Below are 21,289 nucleotides of genomic sequence, written 5' to 3'. Positions count from 1 at the left end.
ATGCTTCACCTGCCCGAGAAGGCCGTCATCGCCTGCGTGCACCTTCCACCGACGCCGGGGGCCCCGGGGTACGGCGGCAGCGTCGAGCACATCTACGAGTCGGCACTCGCCGACGCCGCGGTCTTCCTGAGACACGGTGTGGACGCCCTGATCGTCGAGAACTTCAGGGACGCCCCGTTCTACCCGCAGACCGTTCCGCCGGAGACCGTCGCCACCATCGCCGGCGTCACACGTGAAGTCGTCAGGATGTCCACTGTGCCCACGGGCGTCGCGGTGCTGCGCAACGACGCTTCGGCGGCCCTGGCCATCGCCACGGCGACGGGCGCCGCGTTCATCCGCGTCAACGTGCACGTCGGGGCGGTGCTGTCCGAGCAGGGAGTCGTCACGGGCAACAGCCACGAGACCCTGCGTCTGCGACGGGCCCTGGGCAGCGATGTCGCGATCCTCGCCGATGCCCGGGTCAAGCACTCCCAGCCGTTGGCCTACCCCAGCCTTGCCACCGAGGTCAGGGACCTCTCGCCGCGAGCGGACGGCATCGTCGTCTCCGGCGAGCTCACGGGTCTCGAGACCAGCCCGGAGGACCTGTTGACGGCGCGCAAGGCCAGTAGGGGCCCCTTGTACGTCGGCTCCGGCACCACCCCGCAGAACCTTCCCGCCGTGTACCCGCACGCCGACGGGTTCATCGTCGGCAGCTACTTCAAGGTGGACGGAGTACCTGGAAACCAGGTGGACGAATCCAGGGTGGCCACCTTCATGGCAGAGGTGCGAACGCTGCGCGAGAGTGCACAGCCGTGACCATGACCCGAAGCAACCCGCAACAAGCAGAGCAAGCAGAACAAGCACAGGGACGGAACATGCCAGAGCGCAGGGTCGACGACGCGGCCATGGCCGATCTCTTCAAGCCGGAGCGCACCGACAACGGACTGCTCGTATCCATCGTCGGATTCGATGGATCGGGCAAGACCACCCAGATCGAGCGGGTCGCCGAGGCCATTCGTGCCACAGGCCGCGAAGTGGTGGAGACCCGCCAGCCCACGGACTGGTACCGGGAGCTGCCACAGGTCCGGGTCTTCCACGACCAGGGCGGCTCGGTGGAGACCGCGTACATCCTCGCCCTCCTGGCTGCCGCCGACCGGCGCCGGCATGTGATGGAGGTGATCGATCCTGCGTTGGAGCGCGGGGCCGTGGTGCTCTGCGACCGCTACATCTACGCCACTCTCGGCGTGCTCGTGCACCGCGGCGTCGATTTTCGCTTCCTGGCGACGATCAATCAGGGGATCCCGCGTCCCGACCATGCGTTCTACCTCCGCCTTCCGACCGACCAGTTGCTGCGCCGCCTGCACGAACGTGACGGCGGAAAGCTGCAATTCGAGGAGAGGTCGGCCGACCGTATCGAGTCCATCACCCGCACCTATGAAGAACTCGGGGCCGAGTTGGTCCACATCGATGGCACCGCCACCCGCGAGGAGGTCACGGAGTCGATCCTCCGCCACATGCGGAACGGCTGAACAGCCCGGGGGCGGCGGTGCGCTGCCGCTGTGCGGCGGAGCGGCCCTCGCACAGCGGCAGCGCACCGTGCCCCGCTGAGGCGGGCGCGTACCCATGCCCCGCCGGAGACCGGCAGGCGCATGCCCGACGTGGCCCGGCGGCATGGCTCTCACCGGGATCGGGGCGCTTCCGCCCCGATCCCGGCGCCGCGTCGCCGCCGCCCTCGGGCGAAACGTCCACCGCGCATCACGTCATGAATTGTCCGCCCTGTCCGGCGATGCCACGCGGCATGCGCCGGTTATTTATTTCTGCGCCCCGGCCCCGATGATCGGCCCGTCGGGTGCGGCGCATTTTGTCGTCCCGTGACACCTGAGGATGTCTTTATTTCCGCGAGGCGGAGATTCCTCATCCAGTCTCCCCGTGAAGTGGAATCGTTTGGCCATAGCGATGTGAGCTGCCCTTTCGGTGTTTTGGGAACCCGGGAGACCAATCTCCTCGGAATCTCTTGACAGAGGCGGATGCCGAACACATCCTCAATTCATCCACGACACGGAGGAGCTTTTTCCATATGACGGATGATTGTGACGGCCCACTGGTCCTCGACGATCGCGACCGTCTGTTCGACGCAACCGCCGACACCGGTATGGACCTGACGGTCGACATCGGCGGGCTCACCCTGGCGAACCCGGTGATGCCGGCGTCCGGCTGCTTCGGACCCGAGCTGGGCGGCCTGATGCCGGTCGGCAGCCTCGGTGCCGTGGTGACCAAGACGCTGTTCGCCGACCGGCGTTCGGGGAACCCCGCCCACCGGCTGACCGAGAGCGCGCACGGCATGCTGAACAGCGTGGGCATCCCGAGTCCCGGCACCGCCGGGTTCAAGCGGGATGTACTGCCGGCCTACCGGGCCTTCGGTGTGCCGGTGGTGGCGAGCGTGGGCGGGCTGACCGTCGACGAGTACTGGCGGGTCGTCGATGAGCTGGCCGACGCCGATGCCGACGCGTACGAGGTCAACGTTTCCTGCCCCAACCTCGAACACGGCGGCCTGGCGATCGGTACCGACGCCGCGGCGGTCGAGAGGGTGGTGGCGGGCATCGCGGCCCGGACCAGCGTTCCCCTGCTGGTCAAGCTGACCCCGAACGTGACCTCCATCGGCGATGTGGCGCGCGCCGCGGAGTACGCGGGCGCCACCGCGGTCACCGTCTGCAACACCTTCCCCGGCATGGCGATCGACATCCGGTCCCGCCGCCCGGTGCTCGGCAACGGCATCGGCGGGCTGTCGGGCCCGGCGGTCAAGCCGCTGGCGTTGCGGCTGGTGTGGCAGGCGGCCTCCGCGGTCGGCATCCCCGTTGTCGGATGCGGAGGTATCGGCACCGCCCGCGACGTCGTGGAGTTCCTGTTCGCCGGGGCGACGGCGGTGCAGGTCGGCACGGCGACCTTCACGCACCCCTACGTCATGGCCGAGATCGTCCGCGATCTGCCCGTCCTGTGCGCCGATCTCGGCGCCGCCCGCCCGAACGAACTCATCGGCGGACTCCACTCTTAATTCCCAGCAGGAGAATTCATGTTCGACGTTGGCGACGCGACAGTGAAGGTGCCTGATTCCGGTCGGCCGGATACCGCGGCAGAGGAGGAAAAGGTCAGCCCGTATGCCAAGAAGGCGGTCGTCGCCTCCTCGCTCGGCTATGCGATGGACGGCTTCGACCTGCTGATCCTCGGGTTCTCGCTGTCGGCGATATCCGCGGACCTGAGCCTGGGCGACACCCAGGCCGGATCGCTGGCCACGATCACGCTGTTCGGCGCGGTGCTCGGCGGGGTGGTCTTCGGAATCCTGGCCGACCGGATCGGCCGTGTGAAGATGCTGACCTACTCGGTCGTCTTCTTCGCGGTGTTCACCGGCCTGACCGCGCTGGCCCACAGCTTCGCCGAGATCGCCGTCTACCGGTTCCTCGCCGGAGTCGGTATCGGCGGCGAGTTCGGGATCGGCATGACGTTGGCCGCCGAGGCATGGCCGGCCAGGAAGCGGGCCAGGGCCACCGCCTGGGTCGGCCTGGGCTGGCAGGCCGGGGTCCTGGTCGCCGCACTGGTCTCGGCGCCCGTGCTGGGGCTCTGGGGCTGGCGCGGGCTGTTCCTGCTCGGTGCGCTGCCCGCGGTGATCGCCATCGTCTTCCGGTCCCGCCTGCACGAGCCGGAGAAGTTCGTCGCGTACAAGGCGAGCCGGCAGAACAAGCCCAAGGTCTCGCTGCGACTGCTGGTCGCCGACGGCAGGACCACCCGCACGACCATCGGAGTGCTGGTCCTCACCTCGGTCCAGAACTTCGGCTACTACGGCATCATGATCTGGCTGCCGACGTACCTGGCCGACCGGTTCGACTACAGCCTCACCAAGTCGTCCGCCTGGACGGCGGTCACGGTCATCGGTATGGGTGTGGGCATCTTCGTCTTCGGGCAGCTCGCTGACCGGATCGGCCGCCGCAGGTCCTTCTGGGCCTTCCAATTCGGCGCCGCGGCATCGGTTCTGATCTACAGTCAGCTCGTGTCGCCCTGGGCGCTGCTTGTCGGCGGCGCGGTCATGGGCGCGTTCGCCAACGGCATGATCGGTGGGTACGGTGCGCTGATAGCCGAGCTGTACCCCACCTCGGTGCGCTCCACCGCGCAGAACGTCCTGTTCAACATCGGGCGGGCTGTGGGCGGTCTGGCACCCGTCGCAGTGGCGATGGTCGCTGACCATGTTGGGATGAGCATGGCGATCGGGCTGCTGACCGTGATCTACGTCCTGGATATGTCCGCCATGTTCCTCATCCCCGAACAGCGTGCACAGGAACTCGCGTGAGGCCGGCGGCGGCCACATCCTCTCGCCCCACCGCTCCCTGGAGACAGAACGTGCAAGTTGTCATTCGCGCGCTGAATGTGTTGCGTGCCCTCGCTCCCAAGACCAGGGGCGCCACGCTGCAGGAGCTGCATGAAGAGCTGGACATCCCGGTCGGCAGCCTGCACCGGGTGCTCGCCACGCTGACCGAGCAGGACTTCGTCACCCGCTCACCGGCCAACCGGCGCTTCTTCCTCGGCCAGGAAGCCCGCCGGCTCGCCGATCAGAACACCGACCGGTCGGCCCTGCTGTTCGCTCCGCACCCGGCGATCTCCGCCGCGGCGGAGGCCAGCGGGGAGACGGTGTTCCTCACCGAACTCATCGGCGACCGCGCGGTGTGCGTCGCTCTGTCCGAAGGCCGCCACCCGCTGCGGCTGTTCGTCCGCATCGGGCAGGAGATGCCCCTGCACGCCGCGGCGTCCGGCCGGTCGCTCCTGTCCCACCTGCCCGAACGCGCCGTGCAGGACCTGATCGGCAAGCGTCCGCTGACCGCGTTCACCGCGGACACCCCGACCACCGTCGAGGCGGTGCTCGAACATCTGGCGCTGGTGCGGGCCCGCGGATACGACGTCTGTGACGACGAACTCGACCGGGGCGTCTGGGCGGTGGCCGCCCCGGTGTTCACCTCCACCGGCACGACGGCCGCCAGCGTGACTCTCGCCGCCGCCGGTGGCCGGATGCGCGACCCGCTCGTCCGCGCGACCGCCGTCCAGACCGTCCTCACCGCCGCCCGCGCCCTCTCCGACGGGCTGGGCTTCACCAGCGATGGGCGGGACGCGGCGGCCGACCGGGACCCCGCCCCGGCGGACGGAGCCGGGGGCGGCCCGCCCGAGGAGCCGGCCACCACCGGGACCAGGACGACGCGTACCGCCACGAGGAGCCCCCGATGACCCTTGACCAAGAGCTCGCCGCAGCCACCGACGTGCCGGCGGTCTTCCTCGACCCCGCCAGACGCCGCGCCGAGCTCCGGGCCGACATCCTTGCCGCCGCTCACATGGGCGGGAGCACGGCCGGTTCGGGAGCGGCCACCCCGGCGGGCGGCGCCCTCGACCCCTTCGCGTTCCAGATCCGGCCGACGATCCTGCGCCGGGTCGCCGCGCTGATGGCCGGGGAACTGCCCGTCCGCATCGACCGCCTGGTCACCGCCGACCCCGTCGGCACAGCGCTGACCACCGCCGTCGCACTCCATACCGGTCTGCCCTTCACCCTCGTGGGAGAGGCGGGGGCCGGTGACGGGCCGGCAAGGCTGCGTGGGGAGATCCACAGCGGCGAACTGGTGGCCGTCCTCGACCCCGTGACCACGACCGGCGCACGGGCCTCGCGCATCGCGCGGCTGGTGCACGCCCGCGGCGCCCGTACCGCCGGGGTCTTCACCGTGATCGACGGGGGACAGGGCGCCGCCGCACTCGCCGGCACGGGCCACGAGTTGCACGCACTGTTCCCCGCGGATGACGGCGCGGTGCTCGCCTCCCCCGTGGCCACAGGGGGACAGGCATGAGTACGCCCACCATCGACACCCCGCTCAGCGCGGACCCGCGGCGCCTGCAGACCCTGCTCGACGCCTTCGCCGAGCTGTCCGAGCCGGGGGCGGGGCCGGGTGTCACCCGGCTCGCCTACACCCCGCTGGAGCGGCGGGCCCACGAGGTGTTCGGCCGCGAGATGCGCGCTCTCGGCCTGACGGTGTGGACCGACGCTGCCGGTAACACCATCGCCGAGCGGGCCGGCGACACGGCCGGACTCCCCGCCCTGGGAACCGGATCGCACCTGGACAGCGTGCCGAACGCGGGAGGATTCGACGGCATCGCCGGCGTGGTCGCCGCGATGGAGACCGCCCGCATGTACGCGGAGCGGGACATCCGGCACGCCCACCCGGTCCGGTTCGTGGCCTTCGCCGCCGAGGAGGGCGCACGCTTCGGCCAGGCGTGCACCGGCAGCAGGATCATCGCCGGGCTCACCGGGCCCGAGGACCTGGACATCAAGCGCGACGCCCACGGCACCACCCTGGCCGAGGCCATGCGGTCGGTCGGCTTCCCACCCGAGCGTGTGGCCGAAGCGCGGTGGAGGTCCGAGGACTGGGCGGCCTTCCTCGAACTCCACATCGAGCAGGGCGGCGTCCTGGAATCGACCGGCATCCCGGTCGGGGTGGTCGACCTGATCTCCGGCAGCACCCGGCTGCTGCTGGACATCACCGGCCGCGCCTCGCACACCGGCGGCACGCCGATGCACCTGCGGGCCGACGCGATGACCGCCGCCGCGGAGATCGTGCTGCTCATCGAGTCGATCGCCAACGACGCCCGGCACCGCGGCACTCGGGCGACCGTCGGCCGCATGGAGGCGTCGCCCGGGTCGATCACCACCATCGCCGGCCGGGTCCAGTTGTACGTCGACGTCCGCGACGTGGACAGCGACCGGCAGCGCTTCGCAGCCGCTGAGATCGTCGAGCGGGCGCAGGCGGCTTGCACGCACCGCGGGGTGAAGTTCGCCGCGCGCACCCTCGCCGACGCCTCACCCGTCATCCTGCCCGGCTGGCTGCGCGACACGATCGCCGCTACCTGCGCCCGACTGGGCGTCGACTACCGCGTCCTGCCCAGTGGTGCCAGCCACGACTCACAGATGGTCAACCACGTGGTCCCCACCGGCATGATCTTCGTGCCGAGCCGGGACGGCATCAGCCACAGCCCCGTGGAGTGGACCAGTACCGACGAGCTGGCGGTCGGAACCGAGGTACTGGCCGCGAGCCTGCTCGGGCTCGACCGGCAGTTCGACCGCCGCGACGACAAGGAGGGCCAGGCGTGAGCACCGCAGCGCCGGTACGCAAGGCGGCCACGACGGCCGGAACCGGGACGGTCCGTGAGGTCCTCACGCCGATCCGCCCGGAGCGCGGTACCCGGCCGAGGCCCACCTGGCACCGGGCGAAGGTGCTGGAGCACCGCTCGCTCTCGGACCGTTATCACTATCTGCGCCTTGAGGCGTCGAGCATCGCGCGGCTGACCCGGGCCGGACAGTTCGTCATGCTCACGGCCGTCCGCGAGGACGAACCCGGCCCGGTGCTGCCGCGGCCGATGGCCGTCTACCGCCGGGACACCGAGGCCGGGACCATCGAGATCATCTACGGCGTGGTGGGCGCCGGCACCCGCGCGCTGAGCGCCTTCCGGCCCGGCGAGCGCATGCTCGTCGTCGGCCCGCTGGGCCAGGGCTTCCAGCTCGCGCCGGACGCGGGGAAGGTGCTGCTGGTCGGCCGCGGCATCGGCACCTGCTCGCTGACCACCGTTGCCCAGGAGCTGGCAGGTACCGGCACCGACGTGGTCGCGGTCGCCAGCGGCCGGGACGAGCACACGGTGATCGGCGGGCAGCTGTACCGCGAATGCGGCGCCGCGGCGCTCTACGAGGTCACCGATGTCGCCGGCACCAGCGCCGTCGAAGCCCTGCGCGAGCGCCTGACCACCGACCTGGACGCGAAGCCGCCGCAGCAGATCATGACCTGCGGATCCGAGCGCCTGGCCCACTTGTGCCGGGACCTCGGCACCAGGTGGAACGCCGACGTCCAGGTGTCGCTCGAAGCACACATGGCCTGCGGCCTCGGCTACTGCCACGGCTGTGCGACCGGCACCCGCAGTGGCCCGGAGGAGTCCCCTCTGATCTGCAAGGACGGCCCCGTCTTCCGGCTCGACCGCTCGGAGGCCCGCCGGTGACCACCGTGAAGGTCCCCGCCGTGGCCCGGCACCGAGGCGCTCTCGGTACAGCGGTCCTGCACGGCGTACGCGTCCTGGGCGGCGAGCCCACCGAGGTCCTCGTACGGGAGGGCCGGATCGCCGGCATCGGCGCTCCCGGACGAAGCGGCGCCGGCGCCCGTCGGATCGACGCCACCGGGCTGGTGATGCTGCCCGCCTTCGTCGACCTGCACACCCACCTGAGGGAACCCGGCGGCGGGGACAGCGAGACCATCGCCTCGGGCACCCGCGCCGCGGCGGCCGGGGGCTACTCCGACGTCTTCGCGATGGCCAACTGCCAACCGGTCACCGATTCGGCCGAGCGCATCGCGCACATCGCCGACACCGGGGAGCGCGTCGGCTCCTGCCGGGTCCACCCGGTAGGAGCCATCACCCTGGAGCTGGCCGGCCGGGAGCCGGCGCCCCTCGCCGCCATGGCCCTCGCCGGTGCCCGGATGTTCTCCGACGACGGCCGCTGCGTGGACGACGCCGCCCTGCTGCGCGCCGCCCTCGTCGAGAGCGCCCGCGCCGGCACGGTCGTCGCCCAGCACGCACAGTGCGGCAGCCTCGCCCGCGAGGGACAGATCAACGCCGGCTCCGCCGCCGAGCGCACCGGTCTGCCGCCCTGGCCGGGCGTGGCCGAGGAGGCCATCGTGGCCCGCGACGCGGTCCTCGCCGGTGAGACCGGCGCCAGGCTGCACGTCTGCCACGTCTCGACCGCCGGGACGGTCGAGATCGTCCGGTGGGCGAAGCAGCGCGGCTGGCCGGTCACCGCCGAGGTCGCGCCCCATCATCTGCTGCTCGACGACACCCGCGCCGCTGGCGGCGACACCGTCTACAAGGTGAACCCCCCACTGCGCACCGCGCGGGACGTCGCCGCCCTCCGCCAGGGCCTTCGCGACGGAACGATCGACGCGATCGCGACCGACCACGCCCCGCACCCGGCCCGTCGCAAGGCCGCCGACTGGTGCCACGCCCCGTTCGGCATGATCGGGCTGGAGACCGCGCTCGCCGTGGTCGCCGAGGTCCTGGGGGACGGCGGCGAGCCCGACTGGGCGCTGGTCGCCGCCCTCATGGCGCACCGGCCCGCCGTCATCGGCGGCATCGACGCCACCGCGGGCCGCCCGCTGCGGGCGGGCGAACCCGCCACCTTCACCCTGGTCGACCCGCACGCCGGCTGGCAGGTCGACGCCTCCGAGGGCGAGAGCCTCTCCCGGAACACCCCGTTCGAGGCCCTGCGCTTCCGGCACCGCGTGGTCGCCACGGCCGTGCACGGCCTCGTGACCGCGGACCGGGGCCGCCTGCTCAGCACACGCGCCTGAGCAGGGAGCCGGGGACCGGGAGCGGAGGCCGCCGCGCCCAGTCCCCGGCCTTCCCGAGGCGCCCCGTCGCCGCCTGTGGCATTCCCGGCCCGGCGGACGGCGGCCCAGCGCGTTCAGGCACCGCCCACCGGCAGTTGCATGATCCCGGCGAGGTCGTCGTCGACGGACCCCGCAGGCCCGCTCAGCTGCCCGATCGGGCCGGACGGGCTCCAGGTCAGCAGGGTGCGCCCGGCATAGAACCGCTGACCGTTCTGAGTGATCTGCGGGCGGGGGTGGAACATGTGGAGAAGCACGTCGTCGAACCGGTCGACCGGCACGACGACGTTGAGGCGGAACGCGAAGTCCAGATCCTCCCCGCCCCAGCCCTCGAACCGCTCGTCCAGCCCGCCCACACGGTGGAACGTGCCGCTCCGCACCCAGATGCAGTGCCCGGGAGGCTGCCTGAGACGGACTCCGCCGATGAGGCCCAGCGGGATGTCCCGGGCTCCCTCGACGCAGCGCCGGGTGATCGCCAGGTCCGTGGATGCCGGGTCCATGCAGAGCGGGTCGCGGAACGGCCAGTGCGCCTGGTGGCCGGGGGAGCGGAACCTGGTGACGTTCCGCTCCAGGAAGTCGTGGCCGACCAGGATGTCGGCATCGTGGACGCAGATGATCTCGGCGTCGCCACCGGCCTGGACCACCCCGGCGTTCACGGCCCAGGACTTGTTGAAGTGGCCGTCGCACGGTAGGTGCAGGTAGTGGTCGGCCCGTTGCCGGATCAGCTCCGCGTGCCGTGGTTCCACGTCGGCTTCCACGGCGACGATTCGGTACTCCTCCCGCGGCAGGGACTGGTCCCCGAGGGCGGACAGGCAGGCCAGCAGGTTCCGGAGGCGGCTCCGGTCCGCCGACCTGTCACGGAACGGGATCACGACCGTGACGGTCGGCCGACCGGCTCCGGGCGCGACGGGCCCCGGCGCGGGCACGTCGGCCGCCGCGACCGGTGCCACCTGGGCCGGGCTTTCGCCGAGGTGCATGGAGAGCCGGCTGGCGGCGTCGGCACGGACCGCCTGCAGGGCGAGGGCGCGCCAGGCCTGCTGCCGTTCCGGGGGGCCGTCGGCGCTTCGCGTGTCGCAGCCGAGCGCGATTCCCGGCTCGGCCAGCTCAGCGAGTCTCCGGGCCGGGCCCGGCTGAAGTGGCCCGTTGAGCGCGGCGTCCACGGCACCGAGGAGCTCTCCGGCCCCCTCGGCCCGTGCCGCGGCTTTCAGACGGGCCACCACCTCATGGTGCTCGGCGGCGGACATGTCCCAGTAGTCGAGGGCAGCGGTCTGCGCGAACTCGTCCTGGACGAGGGCGATGCTGCTGATCACCATCGCGGTGATGTCGGTGGGGGACGGCAGGATCCGGAGCGGCGCGTCCGATGGGGTCCTGGTCATGGTCGGCGTGCTCACTCTCTCTAGCAGGAGACCAGCAGCGGGGCGACGATCCCGCCCGCGATCTCGTTCCAGGGGCGGCGCTGCTGCCGTGCGCGCAGCAGGAGCTGGACCTTCGTACCGGGGGCGGGGCGCTGTTCCAGACCGAACGCGGCCCACGGCAGGTCCACGGTCAGTACGTGGGTCTCGCCCGAGACACGGCCCTCGCCGCCGGCCGAACCGGCGGGCAGCTTGGTGAAGGAGTAGTCGGAGAACTCCGAAGCGCTCTCCCGTGGCTTGAAGAACAGCTCGACCCGTGAGTCCCTGGAGGCGACGCCGACCATCGACATCTGGTCCTCCGGCGTGGCCGGCAGGGTGAGCGCGGTCCGGATTCCCGTTTCGGAAAGCGTGATCTCGGCTGTGATCTGCCCGATGCCGCCATGGAACTCGTGCCAGAAGTACCGGGACGACTCGTCCGGCGCTGAGGCGAGGAACGTCACCCGCGCGGTCCCGTCCGATCCCGCGGCGACCGGGGCCGGGCCGAGCGCGTGGATGAAGTCCGGCTGGTCCTCGTCCCGTGCCACCAGGTCCAGGGGCGACCAGTTGAGCAGCACCGGGAAGCCGGCCCCGGACCCGTCCCACCACAGGTTCTGCGGGAACCAGTCATGGGCGACCGCGCGGACGTCCGCGTCCTTGCCGGCCGCCTCGAACGGGTCGGCTCCGAGCAACTCGCGGCAGAGGGTCCGGGCGAACGACACCACCAGGGCGGCGTCGAAGTCGTCGGCCAGCTTCTGGAACTCCGCCGCGCTGAAGTCGTCGAGCGCGACCAGGTCCCTCACCTGGGCGAGCTCGTCGAGCCGTACGGTGGCAACCGGGAGCGGGTGGGGGTCCATCGCGAACCCGACATAGATGTGCGCACACCTGATGAGCAGCGCGAACTCAGCCCTGGGCACGGGTCCCAGCGGGCTGTCCACGAGGTTGGCGGCCAGGGCGGGGTAGTCGATGGCGGACACCGAGAACGGCGTCTCGATCTGCATGACCGGCGCGCCGGCCGAGACGTCGTACGTGGCGGCCTGCTCGCCCTTTCGGAAGCCGGTGACGAGGTAGCGCGTATGCACCTCGATCTCCCGCATGTGCGCGAAGACGTAAGGGTGGTCCTCACCGTGGTGGTGGTATTCCACATCGTTGACGGACATCGCGGCCCGGGCGACCTCGGCGGGGTCGCTGCCCAGGACGTCGAGGTCCACGCTGAACCGGATGTGCCGTTCCTCACCGGTGAGCGCGTAGAGGCCGAACCCCTTCACGGGCGCTACGCCGCCGTCGGGGGCGATCTCCCGCATCGCGTCGCGAAGCCGCGCGTACAGCTCCGCCTTCCTCTCGATCAGGTCGAGGCACTCGCTCTGCCTCTTGGCCAGCCGGTCCGCCAGGCCGGCCGGCAGGGCCACACCGTCCTCACGCGCCTGGTGCAGGAACCGCGATTCCAGCCGGTGCTTGTTCAGCGCGAACAGGAGGTCTTCTTCGGTGAGCCGGGAGAGCTCTGGTGCCCCCGGGCCGCCTGCCGCCCAGATCAGGGTGCGGCGAAGCGCGTCAACGGATTTCATGGGTCTCCTCGGGATGATCAGGGGTGCCTGTGCGCGGGGCCGGGCGCTATGAGGTGTAGGCGTGGGATTGCAGTTCGTACAGCTCGGCGTATTGGCCTCGGAGCTCCATGAGCGCGCGGTGGGAGCCCATTTCGACCACGGCTCCGCCGTCGAGGACCACGATCAGATCGGCGAGCTGGACGGTGGACAGGCGGTGGGTGACGAAGAGGGTGACCCCTCCCACAGCCGCGGCTATCTCGCCGGCCGTCCGTTCGTACGTCTCGCACATCCACTGCTCGGCGAGAGCGTCGAGGGCGTGTCCGGGCTCGTCCAGGCACAGCAGCAGGGGGCGGTCGCGCATCATCGTGCGGGCCAGACCGACGTTCTGCCACTGACCGCCCGACAGGTCGACTCCGTCGTCGTAGCCGTTGCCGAGGACGGTGCTCAGCCCGTCGCCGAGGCGCTCCAGGAGAGGCTCGGCCCGCGCCCGGGTGATCGCCCGCCGTACGGCGTCCGCCGAGCCGATGTCGGATACCTGCCCGACCCCCACGCTGTCCTGCAGGGTGAAGTGGAGCCGGGCGAAGTCCTGGAAGAGCGCCGCCACGCGGGACCGCCAGCTGCCGGCGCCGATACCGGCAAGATCGGAGCCGTCGATCAGGACGCGGCCCGACGTCGGCTCGTAGAGGCCGTTCAGCAGTTTGATCAGCGTGCTCTTGCCGGCTCCGTTGCCGCCGACCAACGCCACCGACTTCCCCGCGGGCAGGTGGAGACTCACCTTCCGCAGCGCCGGCTCGGTGGCCCCCGGGTACGTGAAGGAGACCTGGTCGAGGGCGATGCCGGCCGTGAGCGCCGTGGACGGTTCCAGGCCCGGTGCGGCGTCGACCGCCAGACCGGCCCGCTCACGCAGGCTGGTGAGCCTTCGCAGCCACAGAGCGGCGGCGCCGGCCGCGCCGAGGAGGTCGAAACCGCTCGCCATCTGCTTGCTGACCTGGGTGGCCAGGGTGATGACCATGACCGTGGCGCCGATGGACGCCGCGCCGTGGGCCTCGTGGAACGCGAAGACGATCGACGCGGCGTACGCGGCGGCGAAGACGCCGAGGCCCAGTGCGCGCAGGAGCGCCTGCTTGCGTTCCGCGCCGCCCAGCACGCGGTCGATGTCCCGTTCGAGTTCCCCGGTGAGCTCGATCAGGTACGCGTGGCTGCCGGCGAGCCGGATCTCCTTCTGCGTGTCGGGGGACGACGCGATGTCACGCAGGTGGCGCACCGACCGCTGAGCAGCAGCCACCTGGCCGCGTGCGCGGTCCAGGACCGCATCTCCCCGGTGGCCGAGGAACACGGGAACAAGGGCTACCGGGGGCAGCAGCAGGAGCCACGGGTCAACGGTTACGAGGAGGCATGCCGTCACCAGCGTCTGGATCCCGAGGCACGCGAGCTGGAGCACCGACTCGACCGTACTGCGCATCTTGACGAGGTCCTGCCGAGCCAGGTCCACATCGTCCGCGAAGGCCGGATCCTCGCACTGCTCCAGGCCCCGCGACCCGTTGATGGTCCGCAGCAGCCGGCGCCCCAGCATCTCCTCATGCTGCTCACCGAGTTCGAAGTAGAACAGGTGGGCGAAGTGGCCGAGCATCAGCTCGGCCATGAGGGTGGCCGCGCCGACCAGGCACCACACGACGGCGGAAGGGTGCCGGCCAGCCACCAGGGCGTCGATGATCAGCCGGAGTTCCACACTGACCAGAGGTGAGGCCAGGTACCCCAGCAGGAGCAGCAGGCCGCCCAGGACGAGACGCCGCCGACTGGAGCGCCAGGACAAGCCGAGCAAAAACCTGAAGCAGAACAGGAAGTCTCTCATTCCGTCCCACCCATGGGCGCGAAGCGGCGTGCCTGCACCTCGAACATGGCGGCGTAGTCGTTGCCCGCGGCGACCAGCTCGTCGTGGGTTCCGCCTTCCTGCACCCTGCCATGACCGATGGTGACGATCCGGTCGGCCAGGCGCACCGTGGAGAACCGATGTGAGATCACGATGCTGGTCGTCCCCTTGGTGAGTTCCAGAAACGCCTCGTAGAAGTCCGCTTCCCCGCGCGCGTCGAGTTGGGCGGTGGGTTCGTCGAGGACCAGGACGCGGGCGCCATGGCGAACGGCGAACAGGGACCTGGCCAGGGCGACGCGCTGCCACTGGCCGCCGGACAGGTCCACTCCTCCCGTCACGGACTGGCCGAGCGGGGTGTCCAGTCCGGCCGGCAGCGACTGCGCGAGGTCACCGAGCCCGACCCGGTCCAGTTCGGCGGCGATCCCGGCGTCGTCGTCGCGCCGGCCGATCGCGCCCATCGCCACGTTGTCCCGCAGGGACAGCTCGTACCGGGTGAAGTCCTGGAACATGACGGACAGCGAGCGCTGCCACTGCCGCCGGTCGATCTCGGCCAGGTCGATGCCGCCGCAGGTGATTCTTCCCCCGCCGGGCTCGTAGAGGCCGGTGAGCAGCTTGACCAGCGTGCTCTTTCCGGCACCGTTCACGCCTACGATCGCCGTCGACGCCCCTGCGGCGATGGTCAGGTCCAGCCCGTTCAGGACGGGCCGTCCCCGCTCGTAGCCGAAACTCACGTCGTGGAAGACGATGTCCCCTTCCGGGCACGTGGCGCCCGTCCGGCGGGGCTCCGCCGGGAGTGCGGTCTCCGCGGCGGCACCGAGCCGCTCGAACGTGAGAAGCGACTCCCAGGCGCTACGGCCGTAGATCATCTTGACGTCGGATTCGGGGAAGATGACGCCGAACCGTACGCACATCACGAGGACCTGCAGGCCCATGGAGAGGGCTCCGACCTGCAGCCCCGGCTGCATGGCCAGCGCGAGCAGACCACCGACGGCACAGACCAGGCCGAGGAGCGTGTAGAGGACGAACGGGCGCCCGTAGACCCGCCGCCGCCATGCCCAGAGCGGGCCGAGCAGGCCGGCGCTCTCGGCTGCGTATCGCTGATCCATCCAGTCGACGAGGCCGAGCAGCCGGATCTCCTTGGCCGCCCGCGTCCCGACGGCAAGGTCCCGCAGGTACGCGAGGCGGCGACGGGCGCGAGAGAAGCTCCTGACATGCTGTCCCCAGCGCACGAACGCGGCCGTCTGCCCCCACCGGCAGATCAACGCGACCGCCAGCCCCGCGACGGCGGCCGACGGCCCCGTCGCGATCGCCGCCACGATCACGGCGCCGGCCAGTTGCGTGTACCTCGCGATGAGCGCCAGCGCGCCCTCGACAGCCGCACCGGGTGTCAGGGTCCGGCTGCTCAGCGCCTCGCCCGCGTCCCGCGCCGCGTCGGCCGTTTCCGGCCGTTCCAGGGAACGCAGGCCGACCTTGGTGCCGGCTGACCGCATGAGCCGCGCCGTGCAGTACGCGTCGACCCGGCGGGCGATGCTCTGCGAGGCGACTCCCTGAACGGGGATCAGGATCTGCTGTACGAAGAAGGCGGCGACCGCGACGGCGAGCAGCGTGGAGACGCCGCCACCGCCGGAGAGCCGCTGCAGGGCCAGACCGACGCACACCACGAACACGATGGGCAGTGCCCCGGCCACCAGGTGGAGCACGCAGGTCCCCAGGACGACGGGCGTTCCGGCAGCCCTGGCGAGGGTCAGGAGCTGCCCCGCCGCGGACCTGCGTCGGCGGATGCGTTCCGCCGGACGGATGTGCTCAGCCATGGGGGTCCGCAAGAAGACACAGCTCCGCGTGGGGATCGGCCGATGTCAGCCGGACTCGGTCCAGCGAGGTGATGGCGTGGGCCGCCCCGAGCGCCAGCAGCCCGCTCCCGTGGCCGCGGCCGCTCACCGCGACGCAGGTCGCCCCGGCGGCCACAGCGGACCGGACGCCGCTTTCGGAGTCCTCGAACACCACGCACCCGCCGGCCGGGACCCCGAGGCGGTCGGCCGCGATCAGGTACGGCTGGGGGTCGGGCTTGCCGCGCGCCGCGTCCTCCCAGGTGACCATCGCGGTGAAGTGGCCCGGGAGCCCCAGCCCTCTCGTGACCGCCGTCGCGCGAGCAGCCGACGCGCTGGTGACCAGCGCCAGCGGGATACCCGCTGCGGCGAGGGCGCGGACGAGGTTCCGGCCCCCTGGCAGTGCTTCGTAACCCAGCTCCGGCTCCCCGGCGCGGACCTCTTCGAGTACGCGGAGACGATCGACCTCGGGGCAGTCACCGAAGACGCGTTCGATGGTGCGCTCGGGCGAGCAGCCGAGGACGTTCGTCCGCATTTCCTCAGGGGTCAGCTCGCGCCCGACCGACTCGGCGGCCCTCTGCCAGAGTGCCGCGACGGCGGCGTCGGTGTCGATCAATACGCCGTCCAAGTCGAAAAGAACGGCTTCCATCGGGCCCAGCGTCAATTGCACGTCAGGAGCCCTGAACTGCCGGAATTCCCGCCGATACGGCCTGCCGGACTGCGGCTGCCATGGCAACCGGGTCCTCCGCCTGTGCGACCAGGGTATTCACCAGAACTGCCGCAGCGCCCAATTCCATGGCTTCGGTGACATGCGAGGGGGAGCCAATTCCGCCCTCCACGACGGCGGGCACGCTCAGCGCGTCGATGCACCGGCGCATTGTCTCGGGGTCGGATATTCCGCGGTAGCTGCCGACAGGCGATGCCATGAGCCGAATCGCGGAGCACCCCATGTCCTGGAGCTCCAGGGCCGTCTGGATATCGGGGTGCACGAACGGCATGATGCTGAAGCCGTCGGCGAGCAGCTGACGCGCCGCGGTGATCGTGGCGGGACCGTCCGGGCCGTTGCCGGCGTCACGGACGTCGAGCTTGATCACGTCCAGGCCGAGTGTCGAACGCAGGTGACGCGCCGTGCGGACGGCGACATCGGCCGAGTACGCGAACGAGGTCGTGCCGATCCACGCGTAACGGGACAGCTCGATCTTCTGATCCAGGTCGTCCAGCAGGAGGCTTCCCCGCGTCTGTTCGAGGTCATAGGTGGTGATGAAAACGTCCGTCCCGGAAGCCTCCAGCACCTTTGCCACGAGCGCGGGGTCGGTGTACTGCTCGATTCCCAGCAGTAGCCTCGATACCAGATGATGCTTCCCTATGTTGAGCCACGGGTCAGCAAGGCCAACAGGTGAGTGCAGGGCAGAGGTCACGTCAGGTCCTTTGCTTTGTGCAGGAGATAGTGACACCTGAATAGTTCAGACTTTGGAATCCGAACGTTAGTGATGCCGCCTTGCGCACACAAGATAAAAAGTTCGGCATGAATGTGCCGTATGAAGTCGGCAGCGGCATAAAAATGCCAGACGGACTTCGTCTGCGCCCCGTTCCGAGGGGGCGCGCACCATGATGGCGGCGTTGCGGGAGGGTGTGCCGCCGGCGACGGCACACCGACGAGCCGCCGCCCGAGGTGGACGGGGCGGCCGGAGACGTCGTCCGCTCCGAGTGGGACCGACGCGCACGTGGTGCGGCCTGCGCGACCGCCGTTCACGGCAGGTCGGACACGCGTAGGGGGCGGGTCACGAAGTCTCGTACGGGCAGTTCCGTTGGGCCGGACCCCGGATCAACGGTACGGTCTAGCCCACGACTTGAGCGGCCGAGGAGCATAGGAGAGCCCGTTGCCCGTCACCGAATCCGAGGCCGCCGTCCCCAGGGCGGGAGACGCCGCAGGCGCCGTCAAGGGCACCAAGCGGGAGCCCTCCCCCTCGCGGCTGTCGGTCGCGGACGTTCTCACCCTCGGCAACGCGGCATGCGGCTTCGCCTCCGTCTACTTCATCACCGTGGCCGTTCTCGTGCCGTATCTCACGGAGGGCGAGAGCGCGGGCTCCGTCCGGCAGGGAGCGGCCACCGCGGTGCTGCTCATGCTGCTGGCCGCCCTGTTCGACGTCTGCGACGGCCTCGTCGCGCGCAGGTTCCGCAGCTCCGGGATGGGTGCCGAGCTCGACAACCTCTCGGACCTGATCAGCTTCGGTCTGGCACCCGCCTACTTCGTGGTGGTGTGGGGGCTGGTAAACGCATACGACCAGGCCCTGGTCGCCGGCGCGGCCGTGGCGGTGGTGCTCGCCGGGCTGCTGCGGCTGGCCCGGTTCTCCTGCACCACCATGCAGGACGGCATGTTCCAGGGCATGCCCATCCCCTTTGCGGCGCTGACCGTCGTCTCGGTCGTGCTGCTCCAGCTGCCGGCCCCGCTCACGCTGCTCGCCGTCGTGGGTGTCGCCTGGCTCATGGTGAGCCGGGTCCAGTACCCCAAGCCCACCGGCAAGCTGGCGGTCGCCACCATCGCGTGGGCGGCGGTCAACGTCGGATGCCTGGCCGCCTGGGCCACCAGCCTCGCCGGAGCCGAGAGGCTTCTGGTGACCGGCTGCGCCCTTCAGATCACGCTGGCGGCCGGGCTGCCGCTCTTCGCCGCCGGGCGGCGGGTCAACGCCATGCGGTACCGGCGTTCGGCCTGACGCCCCGCGCGAACCACACGCGACCGGCGCGTCAGCCTCATGGCCGCGGTCCGTTCCGTACGGACGCGGGTACGCGACCGGGGGACTGACCGCGGGCGGCTGAAGACCGCGGACGCCGTGCCCGTACCCCTGCGGCACCACGCGGCGACGGGCGCCGGGCGGGACCGGTTGCCGTACCTCTCGACGTTCGACCCCGGCCACACCGCGGAGCGGGTCATGGGGCCGGCAGTCCTGCCGGCGCTTGTCATGACGCACCGGACGTGGGCACCGGCTCGCCTTCTCGGCCCCGCCCCCCCCGGACCTCGCTGCCGGCCTGGGAAGCGCGAGTCCGGGATCGCCCCTTCCGCCTCGCTCGCCCGCACGTGATTCCAGGTCGCCACCACAGGCTGAGGTCGCGGCACTCTCGCACTGGACCGGGCTTGCGTGCAAGTGATGCGCCGGGCGGGGCCCGGTCTGTCAAGTTCCGTCAAGCGGAACCCCTGACAGTCGGGCACCTTTGGTCCAGACCTATTGACGGCCCTGGGCCCCCCTTCTACGATCCCGTCGATCGCCGGACCGCAACTCTCCAGTTCATCCGGGGCCGTGCGTCCACGCCCCCGTACTTACGCACGCCCACGCCCACGCCTACGGCGCGCGGCGGGAATGGAGCACAGCATGTTCCATCGGAGGATTCGTACTCTGCCCGGGACGGATGACGGGCATCCGGCCGCCGTCCGGACCCGGCGCGGCTCGACCGTCCTGACCCGCACGATCGCGGGGCTGAGCGCCGCCACCGTTCTCGGTGCCTGCGTCACCCTGGCCGGTTCCGGATCGGCCGGCGCCGCCGCCACCGACCTGGTGACCAACTCCGGCTTCGAGAACGGCCTTTCCGGCTGGTCCTGTGCCAACGGCTCCGGCCAGGTCACCAGCAGCCCGGCCCACTCCGGCTCGTCCGCGCTGAAGGCCACGCCGTCCGGCGCGGACAACGCCCGGTGCACCCAGACGGTCAGTGTGCGGCCGAACTCGACGTACACGCTGAGCGCCTTCGTCCAGGGCAGCTACGTCTACCTCGGCGCCGGCGGCACCGGTGCCACCAGCGAACCGCAGACCTGGACGCCCGGCTCCGCGTCGTACAGCAAGCTGAGCGTCGACTTCACCACCGGTGCGAACACCACATCGGTGACGGTCTACCTGCACGGCTGGTACGGGACGCCCGCGTACTTCGCGGACGACGTGTCGCTCACCGGCCCCGGTGGCACGACACCCCCGCCGACCACCCCGCCGCCCACCGACCCGCCGACCACACCTCCGCCCACCGACCCCCCGGGCGACGCCACCTGTGCCACGAAGCCCAAGCCGGCCGGCAAGGTGCTCCAGGGGTACTGGGAGAACTGGGACGGCGCGTCGAACGGCGTGCACCCCGGCATGGGCTGGGTCCCCATCACCGACAGCCGGATCGCCCAGCACGGCTACAACGTCATCAACGCCGCCTTCCCGGTGATCCTCTCCGACGGAACCGTCCTGTGGGAGGACGGCATGGACGCGGGCGTGAAGGTGTCCACGCCGGCGGAGATGTGTGAGGCCAAGGCGAACGGCGCCACGCTGCTGATGTCCATCGGCGGCGCGGCCGCGGGCATCGACCTGTCGTCGAGCAAGGTCGCCGACCGCTTCGTGGAGACGGTCGTCCCGATCCTCAAGAAGTACAACTTCGACGGGATCGACATCGACATCGAGACCGGTCTGTCCGGCAGCGGGAACATCAACACGCTGTCCGCCTCCCAGTCCAACCTGATCCGCATCATCGACGGCGTCCTGGCCAGGATGCCGGCGGGCTTCGGCCTGACGATGGCGCCCGAGACCGCGTACGTCACCGGCGGCAGCGTCACCTACGGGTCCATCTGGGGCGCGTACCTGCCGATCATCAAGAAGTACGTCGACAACGGCCGGCTGTGGTGGCTCAACATGCAGTACTACAACGGCAGCATGTACGGCTGCTCGGGCGACTCGTACCAGGCCGGCACCGTGGAGGGCTTCGCCGCTCAGACCACCTGCCTCAACAACGGCCTGACCATCCAGGGCACCACGGTCAAGGTGCCGTACGACAAGCAGGTGCCCGGCCTGCCGGCCCAGCCCGGCGCGGGTGGCGGCTACATGGCGCCCAGTCAGGTCGGCCAGGCGTGGAACACGTTCAACGGCTCGCTCAAGGGCCTCATGACGTGGTCCCTCAACTGGGACGGCTCGAAGGGCTGGTCCTTCGGCAACAACGTCAAGTCCCTGCAGAACCGCTAGTAGTTCCGATGCGTCCGGCCCCGCGGGGCCGGACGCATCGCCCCGAGGCCCTTCCGCTCAGCGGCGGCGGCCCGGCGGGACACCCATCCGCGCGAACAGCCGCTCGGCAGCGTCCCGGTCGCCGCCTGGCATGCGGCTGGTGGCTGCGGCCTGGGACGAGGATCCGCCGGCCACGGCGCCTGCACCTTCGTCGTGTCGGCACTGTGCCTGCTGGGCATCCGCAGCCGGGAACGTCGGCGGCATCCTCGGCGCACTCG

At 70.8% G+C, this 21,289-nt stretch carries 17 protein-coding genes; 11 read left to right on the top strand and 6 right to left on the bottom strand.

All coding sequences use genetic code 11. From position 1 onward, the window contains the following. The 9 genes from ACLQ2N_RS25340 (at position 1) to ACLQ2N_RS25300 (ending at position 9,386) form a co-directional block, all read left to right on the top strand. The gene (locus ACLQ2N_RS25340) at positions 1–795 is read left to right on the top strand and encodes a BtpA/SgcQ family protein (RefSeq protein WP_425816445.1); all 795 of its coding nucleotides are present in this window, start codon (positions 1–3) and stop codon (positions 793–795) included. Between the two features lie 2 nt (positions 796–797). Continuing rightward, entirely contained in the window at positions 798–1,508 is a 711-nt protein-coding gene (gene tmk, locus ACLQ2N_RS25335; RefSeq protein ID WP_425816444.1) for a dTMP kinase, read from the top strand. A 548-nt stretch (positions 1,509–2,056) separates the two neighbouring features. Further along, a complete protein-coding gene (locus ACLQ2N_RS25330) occupies positions 2,057–3,031 on the top strand; it encodes a dihydroorotate dehydrogenase (RefSeq protein WP_425816443.1) in 975 nt (324 codons plus the stop codon). 18 nt (positions 3,032–3,049) lie between these two features. Then, complete coding sequence (locus ACLQ2N_RS25325; protein WP_425816442.1) at positions 3,050–4,318, top strand: MFS transporter; 1,269 nt, start codon at positions 3,050–3,052, stop codon at positions 4,316–4,318. Positions 4,319–4,368: 50 nt separating this feature from the next. Beyond that, positions 4,369–5,244: an IclR family transcriptional regulator gene (locus ACLQ2N_RS25320; RefSeq protein ID WP_425816441.1), complete on the top strand. Its 876-nt coding sequence runs from the start codon at positions 4,369–4,371 to the stop codon at positions 5,242–5,244. Further along, positions 5,241–5,852 (top strand): hypothetical protein, encoded by a 612-nt coding sequence (locus tag ACLQ2N_RS25315; RefSeq protein ID WP_425816440.1) that lies wholly within the window; start codon positions 5,241–5,243, stop codon positions 5,850–5,852. Before ACLQ2N_RS25320 ends, ACLQ2N_RS25315 begins: the two co-directional genes overlap by 4 nt. Beyond that, the gene (locus ACLQ2N_RS25310; RefSeq protein ID WP_425816439.1) at positions 5,849–7,150 is read left to right on the top strand and encodes a Zn-dependent hydrolase; all 1,302 of its coding nucleotides are present in this window, start codon (positions 5,849–5,851) and stop codon (positions 7,148–7,150) included. The genes ACLQ2N_RS25315 and ACLQ2N_RS25310 overlap by 4 nt, the downstream gene beginning before the upstream one ends. Continuing rightward, positions 7,147–8,046: a dihydroorotate oxidase electron transfer subunit gene (locus ACLQ2N_RS25305; protein WP_425816438.1), complete on the top strand. Its 900-nt coding sequence runs from the start codon at positions 7,147–7,149 to the stop codon at positions 8,044–8,046. The genes ACLQ2N_RS25310 and ACLQ2N_RS25305 overlap by 4 nt, the downstream gene beginning before the upstream one ends. Before the next feature lie 5 nt (positions 8,047–8,051). Then, positions 8,052–9,386 carry a dihydroorotase gene (locus ACLQ2N_RS25300; protein WP_425816579.1) on the top strand — a complete coding sequence of 445 codons (1,335 nt, stop codon included), beginning with the start codon at positions 8,052–8,054 and terminating at the stop codon, positions 9,384–9,386. Between the two features lie 113 nt (positions 9,387–9,499). Here ACLQ2N_RS25300 and ACLQ2N_RS25295 read toward each other — a convergent pair whose 3' ends face one another. From ACLQ2N_RS25295 to ACLQ2N_RS25270, 6 genes are read right to left on the bottom strand one after another with little or no spacing between them, the layout of a single operon-like run. Then, the gene (locus ACLQ2N_RS25295) at positions 9,500–10,798 is read right to left on the bottom strand and encodes a glycosyltransferase (protein WP_425816437.1); all 1,299 of its coding nucleotides are present in this window, start codon (positions 10,796–10,798) and stop codon (positions 9,500–9,502) included. A gap of 20 nt (positions 10,799–10,818) precedes the next feature. Next, positions 10,819–12,375 (bottom strand): hypothetical protein, encoded by a 1,557-nt coding sequence (locus ACLQ2N_RS25290; protein WP_425816436.1) that lies wholly within the window; start codon positions 12,373–12,375, stop codon positions 10,819–10,821. Positions 12,376–12,421: 46 nt separating this feature from the next. Further along, entirely contained in the window at positions 12,422–14,206 is a 1,785-nt protein-coding gene (locus ACLQ2N_RS25285) for an ATP-binding cassette domain-containing protein (protein WP_425816435.1), read from the bottom strand. After that, a complete protein-coding gene (locus ACLQ2N_RS25280) occupies positions 14,203–16,035 on the bottom strand; it encodes an ABC transporter ATP-binding protein (protein WP_425816434.1) in 1,833 nt (610 codons plus the stop codon). Before ACLQ2N_RS25280 ends, ACLQ2N_RS25285 begins: the two co-directional genes overlap by 4 nt. Next, entirely contained in the window at positions 16,028–16,699 is a 672-nt protein-coding gene (locus ACLQ2N_RS25275; RefSeq protein WP_425816433.1) for an HAD family hydrolase, read from the bottom strand. The genes ACLQ2N_RS25280 and ACLQ2N_RS25275 overlap by 8 nt, the downstream gene beginning before the upstream one ends. 22 nt (positions 16,700–16,721) lie before the next feature. Next, on the bottom strand, positions 16,722–17,468 hold the full coding sequence (locus ACLQ2N_RS25270; protein ID WP_425816432.1) for a thiamine biosynthesis protein ThiG: 747 nt from the start codon (positions 17,466–17,468) through the stop codon (positions 16,722–16,724). Positions 17,469–17,930: 462 nt separating this feature from the next. Here ACLQ2N_RS25270 and pssA point away from each other — a divergent pair, with 462 nt between their 5' ends. Continuing rightward, complete coding sequence (gene pssA / locus ACLQ2N_RS25265) at positions 17,931–18,764, top strand: CDP-diacylglycerol--serine O-phosphatidyltransferase (RefSeq protein ID WP_425816431.1); 834 nt, start codon at positions 17,931–17,933, stop codon at positions 18,762–18,764. Positions 18,765–19,418: 654 nt separating this feature from the next. After that, positions 19,419–21,032, top strand: coding sequence for a carbohydrate binding domain-containing protein (locus tag ACLQ2N_RS25260; protein ID WP_425816430.1), 1,614 nt, complete (start codon positions 19,419–19,421; stop codon positions 21,030–21,032). The last annotated feature ends 257 nt before the right edge of the window (positions 21,033–21,289 follow it).

It is taken from the genome of Streptomyces sp. DT224 (genome assembly GCF_049844595.1).
In the GTDB taxonomy this organism is placed as follows: Bacteria; Actinomycetota; Actinomycetes; order Streptomycetales; family Streptomycetaceae; genus Streptomyces.
Note: the sequence above shows the minus strand (reverse complement) of the source record. Positions and strands in the feature narration are given on the sequence as shown.

Bases quoted from the DNA above. Each gene is read 5' to 3' on its own strand.
- ACLQ2N_RS25315 (WP_425816440.1), top strand. From the start codon at position 5,241: ATGACCCTTGACCAAGAGCTCGCCGCAGCCACCGACGTGCCGGCGGTC.
- ACLQ2N_RS25290 (WP_425816436.1), bottom strand. From the start codon at position 12,375: ATGAAATCCGTTGACGCGCTTCGCCGCACCCTGATCTGGGCGGCAGGC.
- ACLQ2N_RS25275 (WP_425816433.1), bottom strand. From the start codon at position 16,699: ATGGAAGCCGTTCTTTTCGACTTGGACGGCGTATTGATCGACACCGAC.
- ACLQ2N_RS25280 (WP_425816434.1), bottom strand. From the start codon at position 16,035: ATGGCTGAGCACATCCGTCCGGCGGAACGCATCCGCCGACGCAGGTCC.
- tmk (WP_425816444.1), top strand. From the start codon at position 798: ATGACCCGAAGCAACCCGCAACAAGCAGAGCAAGCAGAACAAGCACAG.
- ACLQ2N_RS25285 (WP_425816435.1), bottom strand. From the start codon at position 14,206: ATGAGAGACTTCCTGTTCTGCTTCAGGTTTTTGCTCGGCTTGTCCTGG.
- ACLQ2N_RS25260 (WP_425816430.1), top strand. From the start codon at position 19,419: ATGTTCCATCGGAGGATTCGTACTCTGCCCGGGACGGATGACGGGCAT.
- ACLQ2N_RS25295 (WP_425816437.1), bottom strand. From the start codon at position 10,798: ATGACCAGGACCCCATCGGACGCGCCGCTCCGGATCCTGCCGTCCCCC.
- ACLQ2N_RS25325 (WP_425816442.1), top strand. From the start codon at position 3,050: ATGTTCGACGTTGGCGACGCGACAGTGAAGGTGCCTGATTCCGGTCGG.
- ACLQ2N_RS25330 (WP_425816443.1), top strand. From the start codon at position 2,057: ATGACGGATGATTGTGACGGCCCACTGGTCCTCGACGATCGCGACCGT.
- ACLQ2N_RS25340 (WP_425816445.1), top strand. From the start codon at position 1: ATGCTTCACCTGCCCGAGAAGGCCGTCATCGCCTGCGTGCACCTTCCA.
- ACLQ2N_RS25310 (WP_425816439.1), top strand. From the start codon at position 5,849: ATGAGTACGCCCACCATCGACACCCCGCTCAGCGCGGACCCGCGGCGC.